Below are 19,722 nucleotides of genomic sequence, written 5' to 3' on the forward strand. Positions count from 1 at the left end.
GAGGCTGCCTCTCCCGGAACAAGAGAGCCTCAACCTTCGAGCGGGTCGAGACCCAGCGCAAGGGAAGCGAGTTGATCCGTCAATATTTCCTCGATGTCGGGTTCATCCACCATCGTTGTGTAAATCAATCGCACGCCGCCCTGCCGATAGAGCAACTTTTTTTGCGTTGGCAGCACAGAGGGTAGGATTCGTCGTTCCGGCCGAAGTGCTCGTAGAACACATCGTAGTCGCGCAGATAAAAGTCCGGGCGAATTCTGAATCCCTGGATGATTACTGTGGGTTCATAATCAAAGATTATCCCTTCGTAAGCAAAGGAATCTGCGATGATCTTTTCGATTTTGCTTCTGACTCAAATCCCTTTTCTCGTCTTGAAGCGGGGTTCCAACCTCCACTCCTTTGGATCTTCTGACTCATTCCGGGTGCATGGTTTATTCAAATCCTGATTATTCGTTGCATTTCTTAAATTCAGAAAGAATGTACCTTTTTCTCGCAGTGCAACTCGATCAGCGAACAGGTCTCCCTGTTCAGCAGATCAATCAGGTTGTAAGGAGTCACCCCATTAGCGTGAGTGGTCAAGTATGAAAAGACGATTCGGTTAGAAAGCCTTTTTCTTAAAAGCTTTCCTGGTCTTTTTCCGGTTTTGCAGGCGGCATTCAAGGTGCGATTCGTTCCTGTGATTTCTTCTTTTTGATTCGGATGCGTTCCTCCCACCCGGGAGACGATCCGTTCAGTCACCCATCTAGTGCCAGCGTGTCACGACGAATTCGGGTGAAGAATCAATCTGCGGCCTGAAGGCTTTCGCCTTCCCGCCGCGCATGCCCTCCTCCCGGATCTCCGGAAGCCAGAAAGCGTTCAGTGCCCAACCGTGTTCATTCAGTAGTGGATAACTGGTGGCTCGTGTCGCTTTACCGCAACGCGTCCATCGTCCGCTGACACTCCGGCACGCCGCGCTATTTCCAGATGAGAGTGGCCTTGGCCCTTGAGACGCTCGATCCATCCACTGCGCGCTGCACCGACAGCCGCTACTGGCCCTTGGGATCGCCACCAAGCTGTCCCAAGGCGGACAGACTACTATTCTCGAATCGCCGGTGATTCCGCCGAACCGTGCGCGCTGAACAATGGGATACACGAGCTACGTCTTGCTGAGTGGCCCATCCTTGCTCGACAAGAATGACCCTTGCGTAAGCCTTGGCTATCTGATCGGTCAACGAATACTGTGCCAGGACAATCCCGGACACCAGCATCACACGGTGTTCATCCTGCGTCCTGATCAAACAGCGCTCGTTGATGATTCGAGTGCCTTCGGGGGTTTGGGGATCTGGACAGAGGTCGTCAGTTTTGGCACCGCCCATAACGGGCAGCTTAACCCAGCGGTCAAAAAAAAGCGGACAGATTTGGGTTCGCACCCCTCGCAACCTCAGGGTGCAAAAAAGCACGGAAATACTGGGAAACATTGGATCCTATGTCAGGAGTTCTGGAGTCTCTGCCATGCGGGATTCTTCAGGCAAGCTTCGAGACAAGTTGCGAAACCAAAACCGAAAAAGTCCAAGGCAGGCGACGATGTATAATGGAATAGTAACCCAAAGTCCTTTGAAGCTTTTGGTCACCAACTGCATCAGAATCAGATAAGGTAAAAGCTGCCAAAAGAATGCAAAAGGCATCGAAAGTAGGTCGTGGAAGTGCTCCCTATGCATCGAAATCACGATTTTTGGTGGAACAGTTTTTTTGATTGGCCCCCAGAAGCCGAAGGGGCGCGTGCTGGTGTAAAATCGATAAAGAACCGAAATTTCAGTCGGCTTCGTAAGCAGACTACCGACGATTGTGGTCGCCAATGTTAGACCACTGATCACGAAAAACTGTGTGAATTCTTGGGCGTCAGGAAAAAGTGCTCGTTGAATGATCGGCAGTAGGATTCCAACTGCGGTACCCAATGCCACCCCTTGACCATTAAGTCGCCACCAATAGAATCGCAACATGGGAGGAATCCAGAGGCCTGCCACGAGGCTCGTCAGGATCCAAACGGCGATTTCATTTATATTCTTGGCCATGTATCCCAACCAAAAGCTAATCACTACCACTACCAGAGTCGTGGCATACGAGGCGACCATTAGATTCCGGTTCGACGCTCTTGGAAAAAGGTGGCGTTGAAAGATGTCCCGCACAAAGTAGGCGGACGCACTGTTGACTGTGGGAGCGAACGTGGACATGGAGGCAGCAATCATCGCAATGAGGATCAGGCCGCGGAGTCCAATCGGAACTGAGTCTAGAATGACGGCCGGCAGAATACGCTCCGGGTTGATCGTCCCGTTAAAGCCAACCAAGTTCAACACCTTTCTCCAATTTTCACCCAGAGTCGACTGCAGACCGCCTATCAAGCCTGCAGGCTGGCTTTCGGGTGCGTGAATGATTTCCGCCAGTCGATCGTCCCAAATGTTTTCGGTAACGTTGGGATAGAAACTTCTAATCAGCGAAGTTGTCGCCGGAATCGCTGCCTGATTCGGAATGTTCCGATCGACCAAATAGATACCCAAGACAGCGAAAGCGATCATCATAGGCCAACGAAACATCATCCAATAATTCCAAATAAACGATAACAACCCACATTCTCTATCATTCCTGGCACCGAAATATTGCGGCTCGGCCCCCATATCAAGGCCTCTCACGAACGTGATGAAGAGATAAAACAGGCTGAAGAACAGCATGTCATCATAACGCGCATAGCCGGGCGGAAGGGATGCATGAAACGCGGGCGCGAAACTGGTCCACTCGGAGTTTCCCGTGACCCGGGCAGCCACAGCGCCAAGGCTGAAAACATCCGGGATGGCTTTCAGGGCTATTACCGAGATGATAATCGACCCTGCGATCATTATGATCGATTGGAGAATGTCCGTGTAAACGACCCCGTAGAACCCGGAAAGCATCGTATAAATTGCTGCGATTCCAATCATGATCAACGCACAGGAAAAGGGAGTCAGTGGCATGAACATCGACATGAACAAACCCATCCCGCGAATGAGGTACGCGAGAGAGCTGATGGCGAATAATAATGCACCGATAGCAGTAACGAGCCGAGCGGCTTCGCCGGGCCAGCCGGATCCGAAACGATAGGTCATTAACTCGGCCTTCGTCATACAGCCCGAACGACGATGCCACTTTCCCGTAAAGAGCATCATGAAAATCAGAACGAGTCCCGCTCCGCTCCGAAAGCCCTCGAGATAAATGGCCCGTGGGCCGAGCATGTAGACAAAAGAACAGATCAGCATTGTGCCCGACATATCGAACCACGCTGCCGAACCGGAACAGCCCAACATCCACCACGGCAACTTTCTTCCGGCCAAGAAATATTCTTCAATGTTACCTGAAGCCCTTCTCTTCAGGTAGAAGCCAATTCCTAGCATTGAAATGCTGTACAAGGCAATCAGGCAGTAATCCAGAGCGCCAAGCATTGTCAGGTTAATTTTGGGTTTGTTGGTTCCATCTGAAATCAAGACTTCACGGTTCGCTGTCGCCATGTGGGTGTAGTGACATCGCCTTCCGTTTTCGACGAAGGAGCAATTCTCTTGAGTTGCGCACGCCAGGCATCAATTACTGCTTTCATATCCGATCGGGCCTGAAGATAACCACGCACCAGTTCAGGAATGATTGTTGAATTTCCCAGCGTCCACCGTTCGGGCGCATCGCCGGGGGTAGCCCATTCGTTGGGACATTGTGCTGGTCGCCCCGTCCGCAAGCGGAAGACGCGATTCCGAAATCGCACCTATAAATCCTGTTGTCATTTGAATTGAGAGCGTCGCAGATCATGGTTGCAACGTGAATCCAGACTCATGCTGGTAAATTGTAATCCGCCGCGATGAACTTCGTCGTATCGACCGTTGCCATCATTTGTTCGACGAATTGGTCCTCCTTCACAGGCAAACTTTCGACGGTTTTCTGGATAGTATCGAACCATGGCACCTCGCGTTCGCTAATCTTGAGGCTACCAGCTTGCATTCCCTCCCGCAGGAGACTCACCGCGGTCAAAGCAGCCGCCTTCCCGGCGTTGTAGTAATCAGGCGCTCGAACGATGGCTTCGGCGATCGCGATGCAGTTTACAGGGGTAAGGATGTAAGCCTGCGGATCGAGTGAGGCGTCCGAGCCGACCATCCATTTCCGATAGAGCAGCGCCGCGTCACGCCCGTCCGCGAGAGCTTGATTCATCAACCGGCAATCGTAAATAAGCTGCTCAAGGTAGCAGGTCGGCGCCATCCCGCCGAGCAGCTTGATGTTCTGCACCGACTCATTGCTCCAAGTATCGCATGCAGCAGCGGCGATGTTACCCAGCGGACTCAGGTGAGCGCACGCGGCCGTTTTACCTTCCATCGCCATCGGGTATCCCGTGATCGCTTTGAGAATCGGATTTTCGTAGCCACAATCCTTGCCCGGGCCGACCGCGCCGCACTCGTAGGCAACGAGTGAGCGCACTGCCGATACGGCGCGCACGACCGCGGCGAAGACCCGCGGGATCATCTTTTGTTCGGCGAGAACCATCGCCGTGTTGCCGAATCCGCATGCGGTGTCTCCAGCGCAGTGGACACCGTGCTTCCGGGCGATCCCGCCGAGCTGCGTCCATAAAAACTGCATGTCGCGCACGCCCATGACACACAGCGCAAAAATTACCGCAGAGATGTCACCCATCATGAGCGCGTCATCATGAACTTCCTTCCCCCCGACCGATTCAATACTTAGCAACTCAGCGCCCGCCCCAGCAGCCCCATCGAACGTTTTAAGCATGCAGTCCCACCAAGGGCCGCTGCGCATTCGCGGAGGGCGCTCCATTTCCCGCATGTCATTCGGAGTCATGCGAAGGACGCTCTTGAGTCCGTGCTTCGTGTGCGCTTCCTCGATGGCTTCAAGCAGTATATTGGCCAGCTCAACTCCCCATGCAGGGTTTTCGGTCATCGGCGGCAGGGTTTCGAACTCGATCACCAACCCGTTAGCTTCCAACTCCACGGCACGGCTAAGCGCCCCCGTGATAATCTCATGATACTGGCGGCGGATTTCTGGCATCGTGGACTCGTCCACGAACATGGTCGGAAGCGTGAAATTAAGCTCTGGAAACACCTGGCCGCCGCCAATTACCATTCCGCTTCGCGTGGTCAAAGGTTTCGGCGACACCCCGAATCGCAGTGCGTCTGGATCTTTGATCGCGAGCTCGTGGTATTTAGTCATTGTGCCCTTTATGTACCCAGCAGCCGTTTAACGACATCCACCGCTGTCGCAGCATCGGGCCCGTAGCCGTCCGCCCCAATTTCCTGCGCAAACTTCTGGGTTGTTGGCGCGCCGCCAACAACCACCTTTACCTCTTTAAGCCCGGCATCCCGTATCGCATTTATAGTCATCCTCATAGCCGGCATGGTAGTGGTCAGCAGCGCGGAAAGACCAACCACTTGCGCACCGTGTTGCCTTACTCCAGCGACAAACCTTTCCGGAGGAACATTGACACCGAGATCCACAATGCCAAAATTGGCGCCCTTCCACATCATCGCCACGAGGTTCTTGCCGATGTCGTGCAAATCTCCCTGCACCGTGCCGATAACGGCGGTGTACTTTGGTTTGATGCCGGCTTTCACGAGCATTGGTTCGAGAATCGCCATCGACTCCTTCATCGCGCGCGCCGCGAGCATCATCTCTGGAACGAAGATCTGGTCGCTTTTGAACTTCTCACCAACGATCGCCATCCCCGGCATCAACCCATTTTCAACGATCTCCAACGGTGCAAAGCCCGCATCAAGTAGGGCCTTTGTTAGCCGCGCCGCCTCGGCGCGGTTGCCTTCTTCTACGGATTCAGTGAGTTTCTTTATGTCGTTCATTTTGGTTTCTCCAAGTTGGTTCATGCTTTCGCTTCTGCCGCGAGTTTGTCGAATGTTTCACTGCTCGTGTTGTGCACGAGCAGGATCACGGCGTAAAACAACACCATGAACATCCAGTCCCCCAGAAGGGTACCGCAAAGAAATGCGCGAGGCTTGGTTCAAGCTCGGAGGCATCTGTGCGTCCCTTCCGCAGCCCTGGTTCAATATCGGCCATACGTTTCACAAACTTCGACGAGTTTGCGGATATTCAAGTCGGGCGTATCCCGGCCACACTGATCACCAGTTGAAAGAATGAAGCCGCCGCCGGCCGCCGCGTCGTCAATGCACTTTTTTGCCGCCCGCTCGACCTCTGTCGGCGTGCCGAACAGCATTACTTCGGTCGTGTGTAGATTGCCCATTAGTGCGATCTTTTCACCGTAGAGCCGTTTGATTTTCGCCAGGTCACAGTCGCCCATCGGCGGAATCTCCAGCGGGTTGATGCAATTCAGGTCGCTGTCCTCCGCGCACCGCTTGACGATATGTGTTTGCTTGCCGCAACTGTGCAACATTGTTGGCACCCCCGCTTGCTTGCACAGGCTGGTTATCTTCTGAATTGTCGGAAAAGCATACTTATCGAATAGCTTCGGGCTGGCCAGCGTGACAGAACCGGAACCCGCAAGCAGGATGTAATCGTAGAGTTTTGAGTCGAGAATCATTTCCACCTGCCTAAGCACCACGTGTTCATGAAGTTCACGCAACTCCTCCAGCAATTCCGGATGATCCATTTCGGCAAATACTACCGGCTGCACTCCACCCTCCGTATAGTCCATCCACGCCTGAAAACCGGGATAAACGACGTAAGTCCCGAATGCATACTCTTTGCCTACGGCGGCCTTCTGGAGTTTGGCTGTCTCAGTTGTGTAACCCGTGGGCTCGCGAAGCAGGTAGCGAAACTTGGCAAAATCAGCGGCGATGTCCTTGATGTACTTCAGTGTCTGCGTGGGGGGATCCGCGCGGCAATATGTGGTTTCACCCGTCACCATTCCGGCCGGGGTCGATAACTCGGTGCGTTGGACGATGAAGTCGTCAGTTCTTGAGACGATTCGCTCGGAGGCTACGCACACTTGATCGTTGTATTGAAAATCTAGCGTCCCGTTGAAGAACCAGGCATCGATCCCAAAATACTTTGCGGCTTCGAGATACGCTCGCCACGGTGCAGGGTTGTTATTGAGGTAGATATCCCAAAACGGCTTCCCAGTCAGCCGGCATGGAATCATGTTGCTAAAGTCTGGAGTACAAGGCACTCGATCCGGTTTTCCACCTGTCATTGCAGTCAGCAATCGTTCGCGTGAGTTCATTAGTGTCCTAATCGTTCGTTGTTCGTCCGGCTCGATTTCTTACAAAATCGTGGACCAGAGGATACTCGGTACTGCGCACGGGTGGTCTCCGTCTTTTCATGGCGCAAACTTGGCTAGTTGCGTACGCCAAGCACTGATGAGGTCTTTCATATCCGAAGCGATAATGCAAAGGTCAACTCCCGCCTTCAGTGAGGCCTCGAAGAGCTGCCCTTCGCTGACCAACACGCCAGCGTGGAGTCCCCGCTGACGTGCCTTGCGAATAGATTCACACACAAGGTGGCTGAGTTCCGGATCTTCAAATTGACCTGGACGCCCTAAATCAGCAGAAAGATCACCCGGTCCCACAAAGATTCCGTCAATTCCTTCCACGGCCAGAATTGCGTCGAGATTTCTAACGGCTTCGATTGTTTCAATTTGCGGCAGCAGGCAAGTGGTGTCGTTGGCGCGGGCCATCGCCTCGGAATCCATGCCGAATTCGAGCGCCCGGCTTCGAGTGTTGTATCCGCGTTCGCCTGTCGGCCGAAATTTCCCGTGGCGAACCAGTTCACGCGCCGCAGCGTCGTCATTGACCAGAGGTGCCACGATAATGCGTCCACCGATCTCAAGAGCGGGAAGAACATGATTCCGCTGACAACTCGGAATCCGCACGAGCGGGATGCCCCCTCCTGCTACTGTGGCGACACACATGGCCTCTGCCGTCGCCAGATCTGCCGACGCATGTTCCATTTCAATCCAGACCACGTCAAAACCAATGCGCGCCGCCAGTTCCGCCAGACGCGGGCTGCCGCTATTGATCGCGCAACCCAATAGCGCGCGGGCTTTCCCATGCTGATTGATGGAGCGACCACTGATCGGATCGTTTGTCTTTCTGTTCGTCATTGTTTCAAATCAGGCGTTCGTTCTTGTGGACCAACCCGATCCCCAAGCTGCATCGTCTCGGTGGAAATGCGGCGGTGCATCATCAGTCAAATTCCAGCCCGAAGAGCTTGGCTTGGTAAAGCTGGAATCTCAACGTGGTTGGCTGCCCGGGATCGGCAACCAAGTCTTTGCCGCCTTTCCAGGTGACTGACACCCAGGGTTGGTCGCCGACGATAGGAGTGCAATCGGCGAAGGTGCGACCGTCCTTACCGGCGACTTCCACTTTGATCCAACCGGTGCGGAGCGTAATTGCGTTGATCTTTAGGATACGTCCGGGAGCGATGATAGGAATCATCGTGAATTCGCCGTGTCCATCGGCTTCGAGGGACACCATGCGGCCTTTGGGCCAGACAGCATAGCCCGATTGAGCGATGCGTTGGCCGCGGGGATATTTGTGTGGGACGTTGTGGCCAGTGTACTGTAGGGACCAGTCGCCGTTCGGCAGTTCGATCAATTCTGGGTTGACCCAAATACAGCCGCCGTTCCACTGCCCGAAGGGCTGCGTGCGGAGCAAATCGCCGCCGGGCACCCAATGCCACACTTTGCCATCGTGGCTCGACGCCATCGCGATGCGAGTCGTGTCGTCAATGGACGCGTTCCAAGCCGTGGGGAACATCAAGTGTTGATCTGGCGCGCCAGGCACGGAGGTTCGGCAGTTGGTGTATAGCGCCTCCGACGGCAGCATGTCCGGCGTCGGCTCGATAATCATTTCCGAAGGCGGGAAGCTGCGAAAATCGGCGGACTCGCTTCGACCAATCGCGCGCCGCCCCACGCCCGTCCACGAATTGCGGATATCCGCCGGGAGCATCGAGGCGCGCGGCCCCACCGACCAATGGCGCGTGTACAGCACGTACTTCCTCAGCACGGTGTCGTAGTAGCAGGTGTTGAGCGTGTCGGCGTACTCGACCACCAGCGGGTCGGGCAGCGTCGTCCAGTGGATTCCGTCGGGCGACACGCTGCCGCGGATGCAGCTCACCACGCCGCGTTCTTTCACGTGCAGCAGAGACCGCGGCTCCCAGCCGTCCGGCCGCTTCTTGCGGAACTCATCGAACTCGGCGCGGGTGATCAGGTCATCGTTCCAGACCGTCTTGAACCGCTCCGTCGGCGGCGCCACAGGGTCGATGAACACATGTGCCGGCCCGTCCCAACTCTTGCTTCCCTGGTGCAAAAGGTCGGCCTTCTTCTGCCACTGCATGCCGTCGGAGGACTCTAAGTATTCCGTCGAAGTCCACCCTTTGTAGAGGTTGCCGTCCCGGAGGATCGTGCGGTGCGGTATATTGAGCGGCCCGATGACGTTCGGTTTCTGCGCCACAATACGGATACCACTCGGCGCGTTGGCCCCAACGTGGTGCGCATCGAACAGGCCCGAATTGCCATGTACGTAAACACTCTTGCCCTCCGCGTCGCGCCAATCCAGGTCGCCGGGCTGGACGTAATACCAATTTGCGAACACGACGCGCTTGCCCGCGAGGTCGTACGGCTCACCCGGCACGATGCGCGTGGTGGTAATGCCGGCGACGATCTCGCGCGAGGGCGGCTCGTCAGGGGAGGTGGCACAAGCGCCCGCTGCAAGAGCTACGAGACACGAAACCCGGACACAACTGCGTAGCACTTGGGTCGGAAGTAATCGAGAAGTTCCAGCTTTTGGATAGAAGAAGTGTTCTCCTCCTTGCTCAGTCATATTTTTCAATAATTCGTGTAGGCACCATCATCGCATCGGAAGTGCGGCGGTTCTGTCATTTCGGCTGGATATTTCTTGGCCACCTCTCGATTGAATTTAACTCCTAGTCCCGGAGCTGTTGGGATCGTTAACCGAGTGCCCTTAAGCGCGAACGCACATTCAAAAACGTCGGGCAGCATGGTCGCGGGTGGAAACACAACTTCTTGTGGGCCGGCATTACTGCAAGCCAAGTCCAGATGTAGACTGGCAGCGGTGCAGATGGGCCCAAGCGGATTGTGCGGCAAAATCCGGATTAAGTGGGTTTCCGCCATAGCAGCGATTTTCTTCGCCTCAGTCAATCCACCAGCGATGCAGATATCGATTCGGGCGTAGTCAATCAATTCCTCCTCTATGGCCAAACGGAACTCCCATTTATTCGCCCATTGCTCGCCAGCAGCAAGAGGAACGTGGACATGTTTCCGGATATGACGGTATCCATCTGCGTGTTCGGAACGGATCGGATCCTCTATCACAAATAAATTCAGTGGTTCAACCTCCCTACAAAACCAAATCGCATCTGCCGGATTGAATCTGGCGTGCAGATCAACCATCAATTCCATTTGGTTGCCAATCGCAGACCGCACTGCGTCAAGTTGGGCTGCCAGTTGCACCATCGCTTTTCTGGGTTCAAACTGGTCATCTATTGACGCGGGGCCGAGGCGGAAGAACTTATGGCCGTGCGCGAGACATTGCTTCGCCAGTTCGACTGTGGCTGCTATTTCGTCTTTTCCAGCAGCCATTGCATTTAAACAGTTGTTCGCGTCAGGCGAAGCCGATTTATCCTCGGGATCTTTGCCAGCTGCATCGACTGGTTTGTAGTTTGGGCTTAAGAAGCATTGGACATAATCGCGACAGCGACCACCTAGAAGTTCGTAGATCGAGGCTCCTAAAGCCTGCCCTTTGATATCCCAAAGTGCAATGTCGATCCCGGAAATCGCAGAGCCAATTAAACGGTCCGCGGGGTAAAAACCACCGCGAAACATCCGCTGCCAGAGATGTTCTATGCGCATGGGGTCTTCTCCTATCAGCCACCGCCGAAAATGTTCCACTGCGCCCATGATGGCTTTGGGTCGGCGTTGGAGGCCGGCTTCTCCCACGCCCGTGATGCCTTGATCCGTTTCGACAATGACAACCACCAGGGTGCGGCCCGGGGCTTGCACGGGAATACATTCGATGTTCTTGATTTTCATATCACGGGCTGCAAGTGGCTGATGATTTGATCTCCCATTTGGCGGGTGCTCAGTTTGCCGCCGAGATCGGGCGTGCGCGCACCATTATTAAGTGCCGTTTCCACAGCACGCTTTATGGCAGCCGCTGGCTTCGCGAGGCTCAACCATTCGAGCATCATGGCCGCGCTCAGAATGGCAGCCACTGGATTGGCGATACCCTTTCCAGCGATGTCGGGTGCCGAACCGTGTACCGGCTCGAACAACGAAGGAAACTTTCGTTCTGGATTGAGGTTAGCGCTTGGTGCAAGGCCGAGTCCTCCTGAAATGATCCCACCCAGGTCCGTTAGGATGTCGCCAAACAGATTTGACGCAACGACCACATCAAATCGCTCCGGACAACGCACGAAATTCATTGCTGCCGCATCCACATGCTGTTTTTCAGCGCTGACGTCCGGAAAACTGTGACGCATCTCGTCGAGAATCTCGTCCCAAAGCACAAAGGCATACCGCTGTGCATTGGATTTGGTAATCATTGTCAGCCGCCGCCTTCGGGTTTGGGCCAAATGAAAACCAAACCGTAAAATACGTTCGATCCCACGCCGGGTGTGAACCGCGGTTTGGAGAGCAAGTTCTTCTGGATGACCCACTTTGAAGCGTCCACCCATATTCACGTATTCGCCTTCGGAATTTTCCCGAACCACGACAAAGTCAATCTCAGATGAGGTTTTGATTACCAATGGCGATGTGACTCCGCGATAGAGTCGGGCGGGACGAACACAGGCATACTGATCAAACTCCTGGCGAATGTGCACGAGCGGTTCAAGCGTGATGTGATCAGGGATTCGCATCGGATCTCCTGCGGCTCCGAAAAAGATCGCGTCGAACGGCTTCAAAATCTCCAAAAAGTTGTCAGGAACGACTTGTCCAGTGGCCTTCCAGTAGTCAGCGCCCCATGTTAGCCGTGTCAGTCGAAGAATGAACTCGCCTGTTTGATTTTGCACTGCCTCTGAGATTCGCACAGCCTCATCGACTACTTCTGGCCCGATGCCATCCCCGGGATATACCGCGATTTTGAATTCCTTCATCGCTTCGAGACGGCAGTGGCCGTTCTTTGGGCTGAGTCGCGAGGCTCCGCGAGCTTAGCAGACACAAGATCAGCCTTGTGCGAAAAGGCCTCATCCCGTAACTCTTCAGCCCAATATTCATTAAAGCTTCGCAATAGTTTCTCTTGTTCTTCCTCAGGCAGCGGGTAATAAGGAGGTTTGCTGGCGCCAGAATCTTTTAGAAAACCGGTGAGCGCCACCCGGGCCTTTACGACGTGGCCGGCTTCGCGAATCTTCTTGATGAAATTCAACTCCCAAAGAATGAGTTTCTTGTGCCGCTCGGCTGCTTCAGACCAATTCCCTTTCAGACAGGCGTCGAACCAGGTTCGATGCCACTGAGGGAGTGTATTGATCCAGTAACTGTAACAGCCCTTCGCGCCGAGGAGCATACCGACTACCATGGTCGTATCACAAACGAAATGGGCTAAGTCCGGAGCGTGGCCCAATATGTCGCTTAGTTCCAAGAGATTGCTCGAGGTCAATTTGGTTCCAACCAGTTGGTCAGGGAATTGGCGAGAGAGCCGCGCGTAGTCTTTACCCGTTAAACTCGGACCGGTTTTTGGGTGCGTATAATGAATCCAACGGGCCTGCGGTTCCGCGGATGCCAAGTCTTCAAAGAAGCGACTGAGATCTTGCGCTGTAAGTGGCATCCAACAAGGGAAAGCGACGTGCACGTTGGGAATACCTACGTCACAGGCCACCCGAATGCGATCAATGATGCCTTGCGTATTGAACCAGGTAACCCCCATCTGCGCGCCCAATCCCGCCCTTTCCATAGCGCGGCTGAAAACGCGGGCCAACCGCCGAAAACCAGCAAGCTCAATGGCGTAGAATTCGCCATCGCTATCCGTAGTGTATATCCCATCCACCTTCGTTGCTGCCAGACGTTCACAATTGCCGAACAACGCCCGTTCATCCAAGCGGCCATTCGGCTTCCACGGGGTCGGAATTGCCGCCCACAAACCGGTCAAATTCGTTTTGTCCAGCGCTCTCATGTCCGGCAAACGACAGTCGCAGAATCTCCAAGCGGTCTGGGAGCGCGCATCGATCCGTTGTACACGTCTGGATTAATGGCTAAATGAGGCCGCCATCCTTTCAGGACGGCCACAGCGTTTTCGATAGCTAATTCAAATACGGCATGAACTCCATCGATCGCCCGATTGCCCAGGTGAGGTGTGCAGACAAAATTGGGTAGCTGCAATAAGGGTGAATCTGGGATAAGCGGGGGGTCGTCAATGGCAGCTCCGGCGATACGATGTTCTAATAGGGCTCGGGTGAGGGCAGTTTCATCGACCAATTGTTGGCGAGCTGTGTTAATCAGGTAGGCGGTCGATTTCATCAAACCCAATTCCCTCGCGCCTATCACTTCTTTTGTCTCACCATTCAGCCGAACATGCAACGAAACAAAATCAGAGCGCCGCAGCAATTCATCGAGTGGTACCAATTCGATGTGATGTTGGCGAACGAAATCCATGTCCGGTCGTGGCGTGGTTACCAGAAGCTTCATACTAAATCCTAGCGCCCGCCGAACCGTTGCTCTTCCAATATGTCCCAGTCCGACAACGCCCAGAGTTTTTCCCCACAGAGACGTGCCCATGCCACGCTGAGACTTCCCAAGACGGAGCAGTTGATCATGATGTGAGATTTGACGCGCTACGGACAGCATTAGCCCAAACGCGTAGTCAGCCACCACTTCGGCTCCCCCGTTACCGGCGGCATGGGTGACGACGATCCCATTACGTGTCGCAGCGTCCACGTCGAGCCACTCGTAACCGCTGGCAGCAATGGAGAGTACCTGCAAGCCGGGGTTGTCTTGCATCTGTTTCGCCACTGGCAGCTGGCGAATAGCAGCTGGTAGAATCAAACCGTGCGCTCCCTCCAAGACCCTGCCGATTTGATCATCTCGCAAAAGACGAAAACTTTCTTCAGCAACCAGATCTACATCCAATGATTTGATCCAAGACCGAAACTCATCCACTACCTCCAAGCAGGTCGGGTTCAAGATCACCAATCGAGGACGAGTTCTCATGCTATCACTGTGGTTTGAATTTCGCAAAACTCAACGAGCCCCTCAACACCACCCTCACGGCCTAAGCCAGATTGCATCATTCCACCAAACGGGGCTTCGGGCGTGGGGCCAGTGCCGCTATTCACAGCCACATGGCCAAAGTGCAAGTGGCGCGTGCAACGCTCGGCGCGGTGATAATCGCGTGTGAATACATAGGCCGCCAAGCCGTGTGCAGTGGAATTCGCCAGTTCAATAACGTCCGATTCAGCAGAGAAACCTGCCACCGCAATTACCGGACCGAAGGTTTCTTCCTTGAATATTTGCATCCCTTGCCGCGCCCCTGTTAAAAGTGTGGGGGGATAATAGCAGCCCGAGTTTTTGGACGGAGGCTCGGGATCATGACCGACAATCCTCTTTGCGCCATTCCTCAACGCATCAGCAACATGCCGTGCCACTTTGTCGAACGCTGCCCGGTTAATTAAAGGTCCGATATCAGTCTCGGTGTGTAAACCGTTACCAACCCGTAGCTCCGCAACTCGCTCCGCCAGCTTCTCGATAAATTTCTCCTCGAGGTCCAGGTGTAAGAAGACCCGGTTGGCGCAGACACATGTCTGACCAGCGCAACGGAATTTATTAGCCACGAGCGCCTCCACGGCAAGATCCACATCGGCATCCTGAAAGACAATAAAGGGAGCGTTCCCTCCCAATTCGAGCAAGACTCGCTTGACGTACGACGCGGTTTGTTGCAACAGCACCTTCCCAGTGGCGGTCGAACCGGTGAAGCTAAGGACACGCACTGATGGATGAATGCAGAGAACTTTCCCAATCGGTCCCGGTCGGCCAAGGACGAGATTCATTCTGCTCATCGGCATGCCTGCCTGGGCCGCTAAAGACCAAAATGCAATCGCTGAGAGCGGCGTTAATTCCGACGGCTTGAACACTACACTGCAGCCGGCAGCAATAGCGGCTGAAACCTTTTTGGCCATCATTCCTAAGGGAAAATTCCAAGGGGTTATTAAACCTGCGACTCCAGCCGGCCGATAATGGACTGTCCAACGGCAACCGCGAATTTTGTCAGGCAAAGCGCGGGGAGAAATGTGCCCCAATTGCCCGGCAAAAAAACTGAAGAATTCGGCCGCATATTCAACTTCTACGGTTGCTTCTTTGAGCGGTTTCCCTTGTTCCAGTGTAATGATCCGCGCCAGTTCTTCTCGATGTTCCAAAAGCAGTTCTGTGATTGCCAAAAGCCAATTCTGACGCTCTTTGAAAGAGAACTCCTCGGCTAAGGCGCGATCTGCCGATTCGATAGCCAGTTTTGTTTCCATCTCGTCCATGTCGGGAATTTCGGCCAGTAAGTCGCCGGTCGCGGGATTCACCACCCTGATTGTCTGGCCCGACTCAGATTCCTTCCATCGCCCGTTGACGTGACCTGCAAATTCTGGAATCAATGACGATTGAATCATGCCGGCACGAGAATTCGGTTTTTTTTGGCCTTGGCGCGCGGAATGAATCGTCTTGTTCGCCACTTGCTGAGTTTCCATTCTCATATCAAACTAGGGTATTCCAGCTTTCGGTCAGAACCAGTTTCATCCGGCAGGCAAAATATCGAGCCATTTCGGAGGTGTCCGATTGTCCGCCGGCCCACACGCGCTCAGAATTTTTCCATTTATGGAAATCATGCACGTATTCATTTCCACTTTTCACTTCCGTAAAAAGGCATATGTTTACCCTCAACATACTTGGGAAACGGCGCGTACTCGTTGATGCCCGGGACTGCCTCGCCGCGCAGGAGAAATGGCGGACATCCTACATCCTTCGTGATCCGCGTACTCGTCGGGATGTAGCGGATCGTCAATCCACAACGTCGTAGGGGAGAATGATTCGCTCTCGAACCATGAATAGTATTAGGATGGTGTACCTCCACCCCACCCCTCTTTAAAGCACATTCAACCGACTTGGATTCGTCCACCAGAGACGGATCGATCTCTGAGTCGAGCACATTAGCCTCTTCACGGCGTTTCCTCATCTCATGTAATTCCATCTTGTGCGTCCCCGGAATAACCCTTAAGCAGCCGTTCTCAGATAATGAGTCATCCACTGCCAACCAAAGGGTGACAACCTCCATAGGCTCTAGCGGCCAGTAGCTTCCGTCCTGGTGCCAAAGCACGCATTTGCCATCTCTGGGCGGCTTACAAATGTAGTGCGAGGCGAAGAGCGCGATATTCGGCCCTATGAAGAACTCGGCGATATCGAGCAGGCGATCATCGCTGATTAGCCTGATCCAGAATGGGTCATCCTTTACCAACCGCTGATCAAGATGCTCGGCGCGAACACCCGGATTGCGATTTATTAGCCATTCGACATGGTTACTGGCCTCGTGGATCAGATGCTCGTCGAGGACATTATGAAAGAGAACATAACCGTCCCTTTCATATTGTTCTACGGCTTCCTCAAGAACTGCAGGCGTGTCTTTCATAACTGTTTTTTCTCTGTGTGTTTACTTTTTCGTTCAGGTGAATTGGTGGAGAGGACGCTACGGTCGTTCGAAGCCTTAGCCGTAGTGTCTGTATTTTCCACGGACCTAAGGAAAATTCGATGAAAGGCTCTTCGAGTTTCTGTTCAGGTCCCAAGACGCGATGATCGAGATCGACCACCTGCCATGAGCAAACCGGCAATGCCGTCGTAAGCTGAACTTTCTCCTGGGACGCCGCCGGATTGTATAATCGAAGCAACAACCGGCCCTCTTGATCGTAGAGCAGTGCCGAGAAAACAATGTTCCCTCGAATCTCAAACAGTGAGTTGGTGATGGGCGATCTCAGTTCGTACGCTGTGTCGAAATCTCTGATTTCAGATTGACAAGCGCGCGGTTTGCTGGACAGAGTTTGGGCGATTCGCTGAAGGCGTGCTGGCTCAATGCCGCCAATTGGCATAAGGGCCATTCGGAACCGTTGTGTACCCTGGATTTGGCCGCCCTCGTTTCCTTCAGTCATAAAAGCCCTGCGGAATGCACGAAGCAGAGTAATGCTGATCGGACGGCTGGCCTGGTCCAGCACAGCCGATTCGTATTGGCCCGGAGCGATCACGGCGAGCCCACGATTTCCATCGCTGACCGCAATCCAGTTCTGCTGCGGTGTCCCTTCGACGGCGAGTTCTTTACGGAGATGATTGTCCTCCGGCAGGCCAATCGGACGTGCCACAGCATCGAAGGGAGCATCAGCCGTGTATTCAGCGACGTTCTGCAAACCACTTGGAAAGAGCAGGCGCAGGCGGTGGTCCTTAATCGTGTTTTCCACAGTGGTTTCGATCTCAACCCATCGCGAGTCTTTGCGGAGAACGAGTTCATGCCTGACTCGCATGACCGCACGGTCTGCTCCCCGTCTCATCGAATTGAGATCAAATGAAGCTGGCAATTCCCAAGTTAGATCAACTTGCAAACGAGCTTGCAACGGCCCGGGATTTCGAACTGACACGCTGCAGTGGCAGCCCGTCGAGAAATAAATCTCATCTTGTAACGCTGTCCCGCGATACCACCCGTCACCGATGTCGGCGCTATCTTCCAGAGTGAGCAGGCCGGAATAAACCTGGTCGGTTTGCAAGTCGCGCAAGCGTAGAGTGCCGTTGGGTTCAACTTGCACTTCGAGCCACTCGTTACGCAGAGTCGTTGTATCGACGCGCAAATTGGTGCCTTTGTGGCGGGCGGGCTTATCGTCTCTACGGACGATGAATGGTGTCACTGAAAACGGAGCAAGTTTGCAGTCCAGGCAAATCCTTACCTTCTGTCGCGCTTCGGAATAAGGAAACTTGCCCCTGTGTATTCGCGGATAGACATGCTTTGGAATGAGGCTAACGAGTTGGTAAGATATTTCGTGTCCGTCCATGTCAAAGACCCGGAAGGAGGGTTTCCTCTCGTATTCAAAAAACTCATCCGTGAACTTCGGCCACTCAGTTGGCAGCAAGAACTCAACCTCAGGCTGGTTCGATTCTTCAGTACCAGCCGCAGTGAACACGGTAAAGCCAATCTCATCCGCTGAGATCCGAGGCTGGAGTGTTGCCTGGCTGAATGCGTGGAAAATCTGGTTAAGATGCGCTTCGGCCAACTCCTGAGTCTGCGCAAAGCGATAAAGCATCCCATCATGCACCTTATCGACGCTGCAGCCACAAATGCTATCGTGAGGATGATTTTGTAGGAGATACTGCCAAGCCAAATCAAACGCACGATAGGGATAGGCCATTCCCAGGCATTGCTGGGCCATTGCCGCCCAAGGCTCCGCCCATAGCGTGAGCAGTGTTTCACAGGCATGATTTGTTTGCTTGAGGGGTATTCGGCTGCTCCCGACGCCGTGAATGAGACACGTCTCTTCCCCAACCTTGGCGGTTTTTCGTAATTCTCCACGCAGGACATGACGGCGCGCAGCCGGATCATTCTCAATCGCAGCAGCGTAATCATCCAACGTTCCCAATCGGACCAGTTCGCATCCAGCCCGCACGTTGATCTCTTTAACCAAGGCCAGCGTCTCAGGGAAAAACTCCAGATGGTCGCCGCCATCGAATAGCAGGATTGTTTTTGCGTCGGTGCGCCGGCTGGTGGATTGAATAAGGCCGATGGCATCGTCGACAGTGCGCGAAAAATCAAATGCCGTGGCCGGCTCGAACGCACGCCGGACTGTAATTGCGTATTCGGCATAGCCGACCGAGGATCCAAAACGGTACGTGTCCACGCGTGAACCGTCAGGGCTCTCCCAAGCAAAATTGGCAGGTTGCTCTCCTGCGTTAAGGCCGCGCCACACGAAGGCTGGACGCAGCCCGAACAAGCTGAATATCTGCGGCATTTGACGATTGTGTCCGAACATGTCCGCGACAAAACCGACCTGAGCGGTCCTGCCCATATGCCGCGAACGCAGCATACCCATGTGAAGATTGCGCACAAGAGATTCACCTGAAATAAGAAAAAGATCGGGCAACGTGTACCACGGGCCGACCTGCAGTTTTCCGTCGCGTACCAGCCGCTCCACAAGCTCTCGCCGTTCGGGCCGAATTTCGAGGTAATCCTCAATAGGGACAAACTGCCCGTCCATTTGAAAAAACGGGAGATCTGCTTCCGTGCTGAGCCGATTGGTGATGTCGTCAAGAAGACGAACTAGCTTTTCGCGGTAAGCTTGGAAATGCCAATACCATTCGCGGTCCCAGTGGCTGCTACAGACAAGGATCGCCCTGATATCGCGCTCTAGCTTGAGGTTTTCTGAACTCATTGAGAGCTTATTCGTTTAGTCGCGTTTCTGTAAATGATCCATTGACGATAAGGGCTCCTACTATCCGTCACCTTTTGAAGGCTCCAAAAAAGTGGGTGTAAAACAAATCGCATCATAGATCACTTGGCTACCAGACATTCTGATTCGGTTACTGGTTCAGACCTCGTCATCACCTGACGAAACGTCAAAGCCGATTGGGCTGGATCGGGCGGGCCGTGCAGCAAACTAACCCCGTAACCCACTATGAGTGTAACAAACAGTCCGAAGATTGGCGGCCAGTAAAAGCTTAAGTTACTAAAAAAGGCGACATAGACACTCGTTAAGCAACCGCACAAGCCGCCAATCAGCACGCCTCGACTGGATGCGCCC

15 protein-coding genes are annotated in these 19,722 nt (G+C 53.9%); all 15 read right to left on the reverse strand.

Annotated elements, in window-relative coordinates:
- Positions 1 to 29: 29 nt before the first annotated feature.
- The 15 genes from HY298_20950 to HY298_21020 all read right to left on the reverse strand — a co-directional run bounded on the left by HY298_20950 (position 30) and on the right by HY298_21020 (position 19,353).
- Positions 30 to 176 carry a hypothetical protein gene (locus HY298_20950; GenBank protein MBI3852730.1) on the reverse strand — a complete coding sequence of 49 codons (147 nt, stop codon included), beginning with the start codon at positions 174 to 176 and terminating at the stop codon, positions 30 to 32.
- A gap of 289 nt (positions 177 to 465) precedes the next feature.
- Positions 466 to 735: a hypothetical protein gene (locus HY298_20955; protein MBI3852731.1), complete on the reverse strand. Its 270-nt coding sequence runs from the start codon at positions 733 to 735 to the stop codon at positions 466 to 468.
- 725 nt (positions 736 to 1,460) lie between these two features.
- On the reverse strand, positions 1,461 to 3,446 hold the full coding sequence (locus tag HY298_20960; GenBank protein MBI3852732.1) for a sodium:solute symporter: 1,986 nt from the start codon (positions 3,444 to 3,446) through the stop codon (positions 1,461 to 1,463).
- 376 nt (positions 3,447 to 3,822) lie between these two features.
- Complete coding sequence (locus tag HY298_20965) at positions 3,823 to 5,208, reverse strand: methanol--corrinoid methyltransferase (GenBank protein ID MBI3852733.1); 1,386 nt, start codon at positions 5,206 to 5,208, stop codon at positions 3,823 to 3,825.
- 8 nt (positions 5,209 to 5,216) lie between these two features.
- Positions 5,217 to 5,849 carry a corrinoid protein gene (locus tag HY298_20970; protein ID MBI3852734.1) on the reverse strand — a complete coding sequence of 211 codons (633 nt, stop codon included), beginning with the start codon at positions 5,847 to 5,849 and terminating at the stop codon, positions 5,217 to 5,219.
- 200 nt (positions 5,850 to 6,049) lie between these two features.
- A complete protein-coding gene (locus HY298_20975) occupies positions 6,050 to 7,156 on the reverse strand; it encodes a hypothetical protein (GenBank protein ID MBI3852735.1) in 1,107 nt (368 codons plus the stop codon).
- A gap of 126 nt (positions 7,157 to 7,282) precedes the next feature.
- Positions 7,283 to 8,065, reverse strand: coding sequence for a hypothetical protein (locus HY298_20980; GenBank protein ID MBI3852736.1), 783 nt, complete (start codon positions 8,063 to 8,065; stop codon positions 7,283 to 7,285).
- An 82-nt stretch (positions 8,066 to 8,147) separates the two neighbouring features.
- On the reverse strand, positions 8,148 to 9,785 hold the full coding sequence (locus tag HY298_20985) for a hypothetical protein (GenBank protein ID MBI3852737.1): 1,638 nt from the start codon (positions 9,783 to 9,785) through the stop codon (positions 8,148 to 8,150).
- 5 nt (positions 9,786 to 9,790) lie between these two features.
- Positions 9,791 to 11,014: a mandelate racemase/muconate lactonizing enzyme family protein gene (locus tag HY298_20990; protein ID MBI3852738.1), complete on the reverse strand. Its 1,224-nt coding sequence runs from the start codon at positions 11,012 to 11,014 to the stop codon at positions 9,791 to 9,793.
- Positions 11,011 to 12,078 (reverse strand): tartrate dehydrogenase, encoded by a 1,068-nt coding sequence (locus HY298_20995; GenBank protein MBI3852739.1) that lies wholly within the window; start codon positions 12,076 to 12,078, stop codon positions 11,011 to 11,013. Before HY298_20995 ends, HY298_20990 begins: the two co-directional genes overlap by 4 nt.
- Positions 12,075 to 13,091: a dihydrodipicolinate synthase family protein gene (locus HY298_21000; protein ID MBI3852740.1), complete on the reverse strand. Its 1,017-nt coding sequence runs from the start codon at positions 13,089 to 13,091 to the stop codon at positions 12,075 to 12,077. Before HY298_21000 ends, HY298_20995 begins: the two co-directional genes overlap by 4 nt.
- Positions 13,088 to 14,125 carry a hypothetical protein gene (locus HY298_21005; GenBank protein ID MBI3852741.1) on the reverse strand — a complete coding sequence of 346 codons (1,038 nt, stop codon included), beginning with the start codon at positions 14,123 to 14,125 and terminating at the stop codon, positions 13,088 to 13,090. Before HY298_21005 ends, HY298_21000 begins: the two co-directional genes overlap by 4 nt.
- Entirely contained in the window at positions 14,122 to 15,567 is a 1,446-nt protein-coding gene (locus HY298_21010) for an NAD-dependent succinate-semialdehyde dehydrogenase (GenBank protein MBI3852742.1), read from the reverse strand. The genes HY298_21005 and HY298_21010 overlap by 4 nt, the downstream gene beginning before the upstream one ends.
- Positions 15,568 to 15,791: 224 nt before the next feature.
- The gene (locus HY298_21015; protein ID MBI3852743.1) at positions 15,792 to 16,580 is read right to left on the reverse strand and encodes a phytanoyl-CoA dioxygenase family protein; all 789 of its coding nucleotides are present in this window, start codon (positions 16,578 to 16,580) and stop codon (positions 15,792 to 15,794) included.
- A complete protein-coding gene (locus HY298_21020; protein MBI3852744.1) occupies positions 16,555 to 19,353 on the reverse strand; it encodes a hypothetical protein in 2,799 nt (932 codons plus the stop codon). The genes HY298_21015 and HY298_21020 overlap by 26 nt, the downstream gene beginning before the upstream one ends.
- Positions 19,354 to 19,722 lie beyond the last annotated feature (369 nt).

The organism is Verrucomicrobiota bacterium (assembly GCA_016200005.1).
Taxonomy (GTDB): Bacteria; Verrucomicrobiota; Verrucomicrobiia; order Limisphaerales; family PALSA-1396; genus PALSA-1396.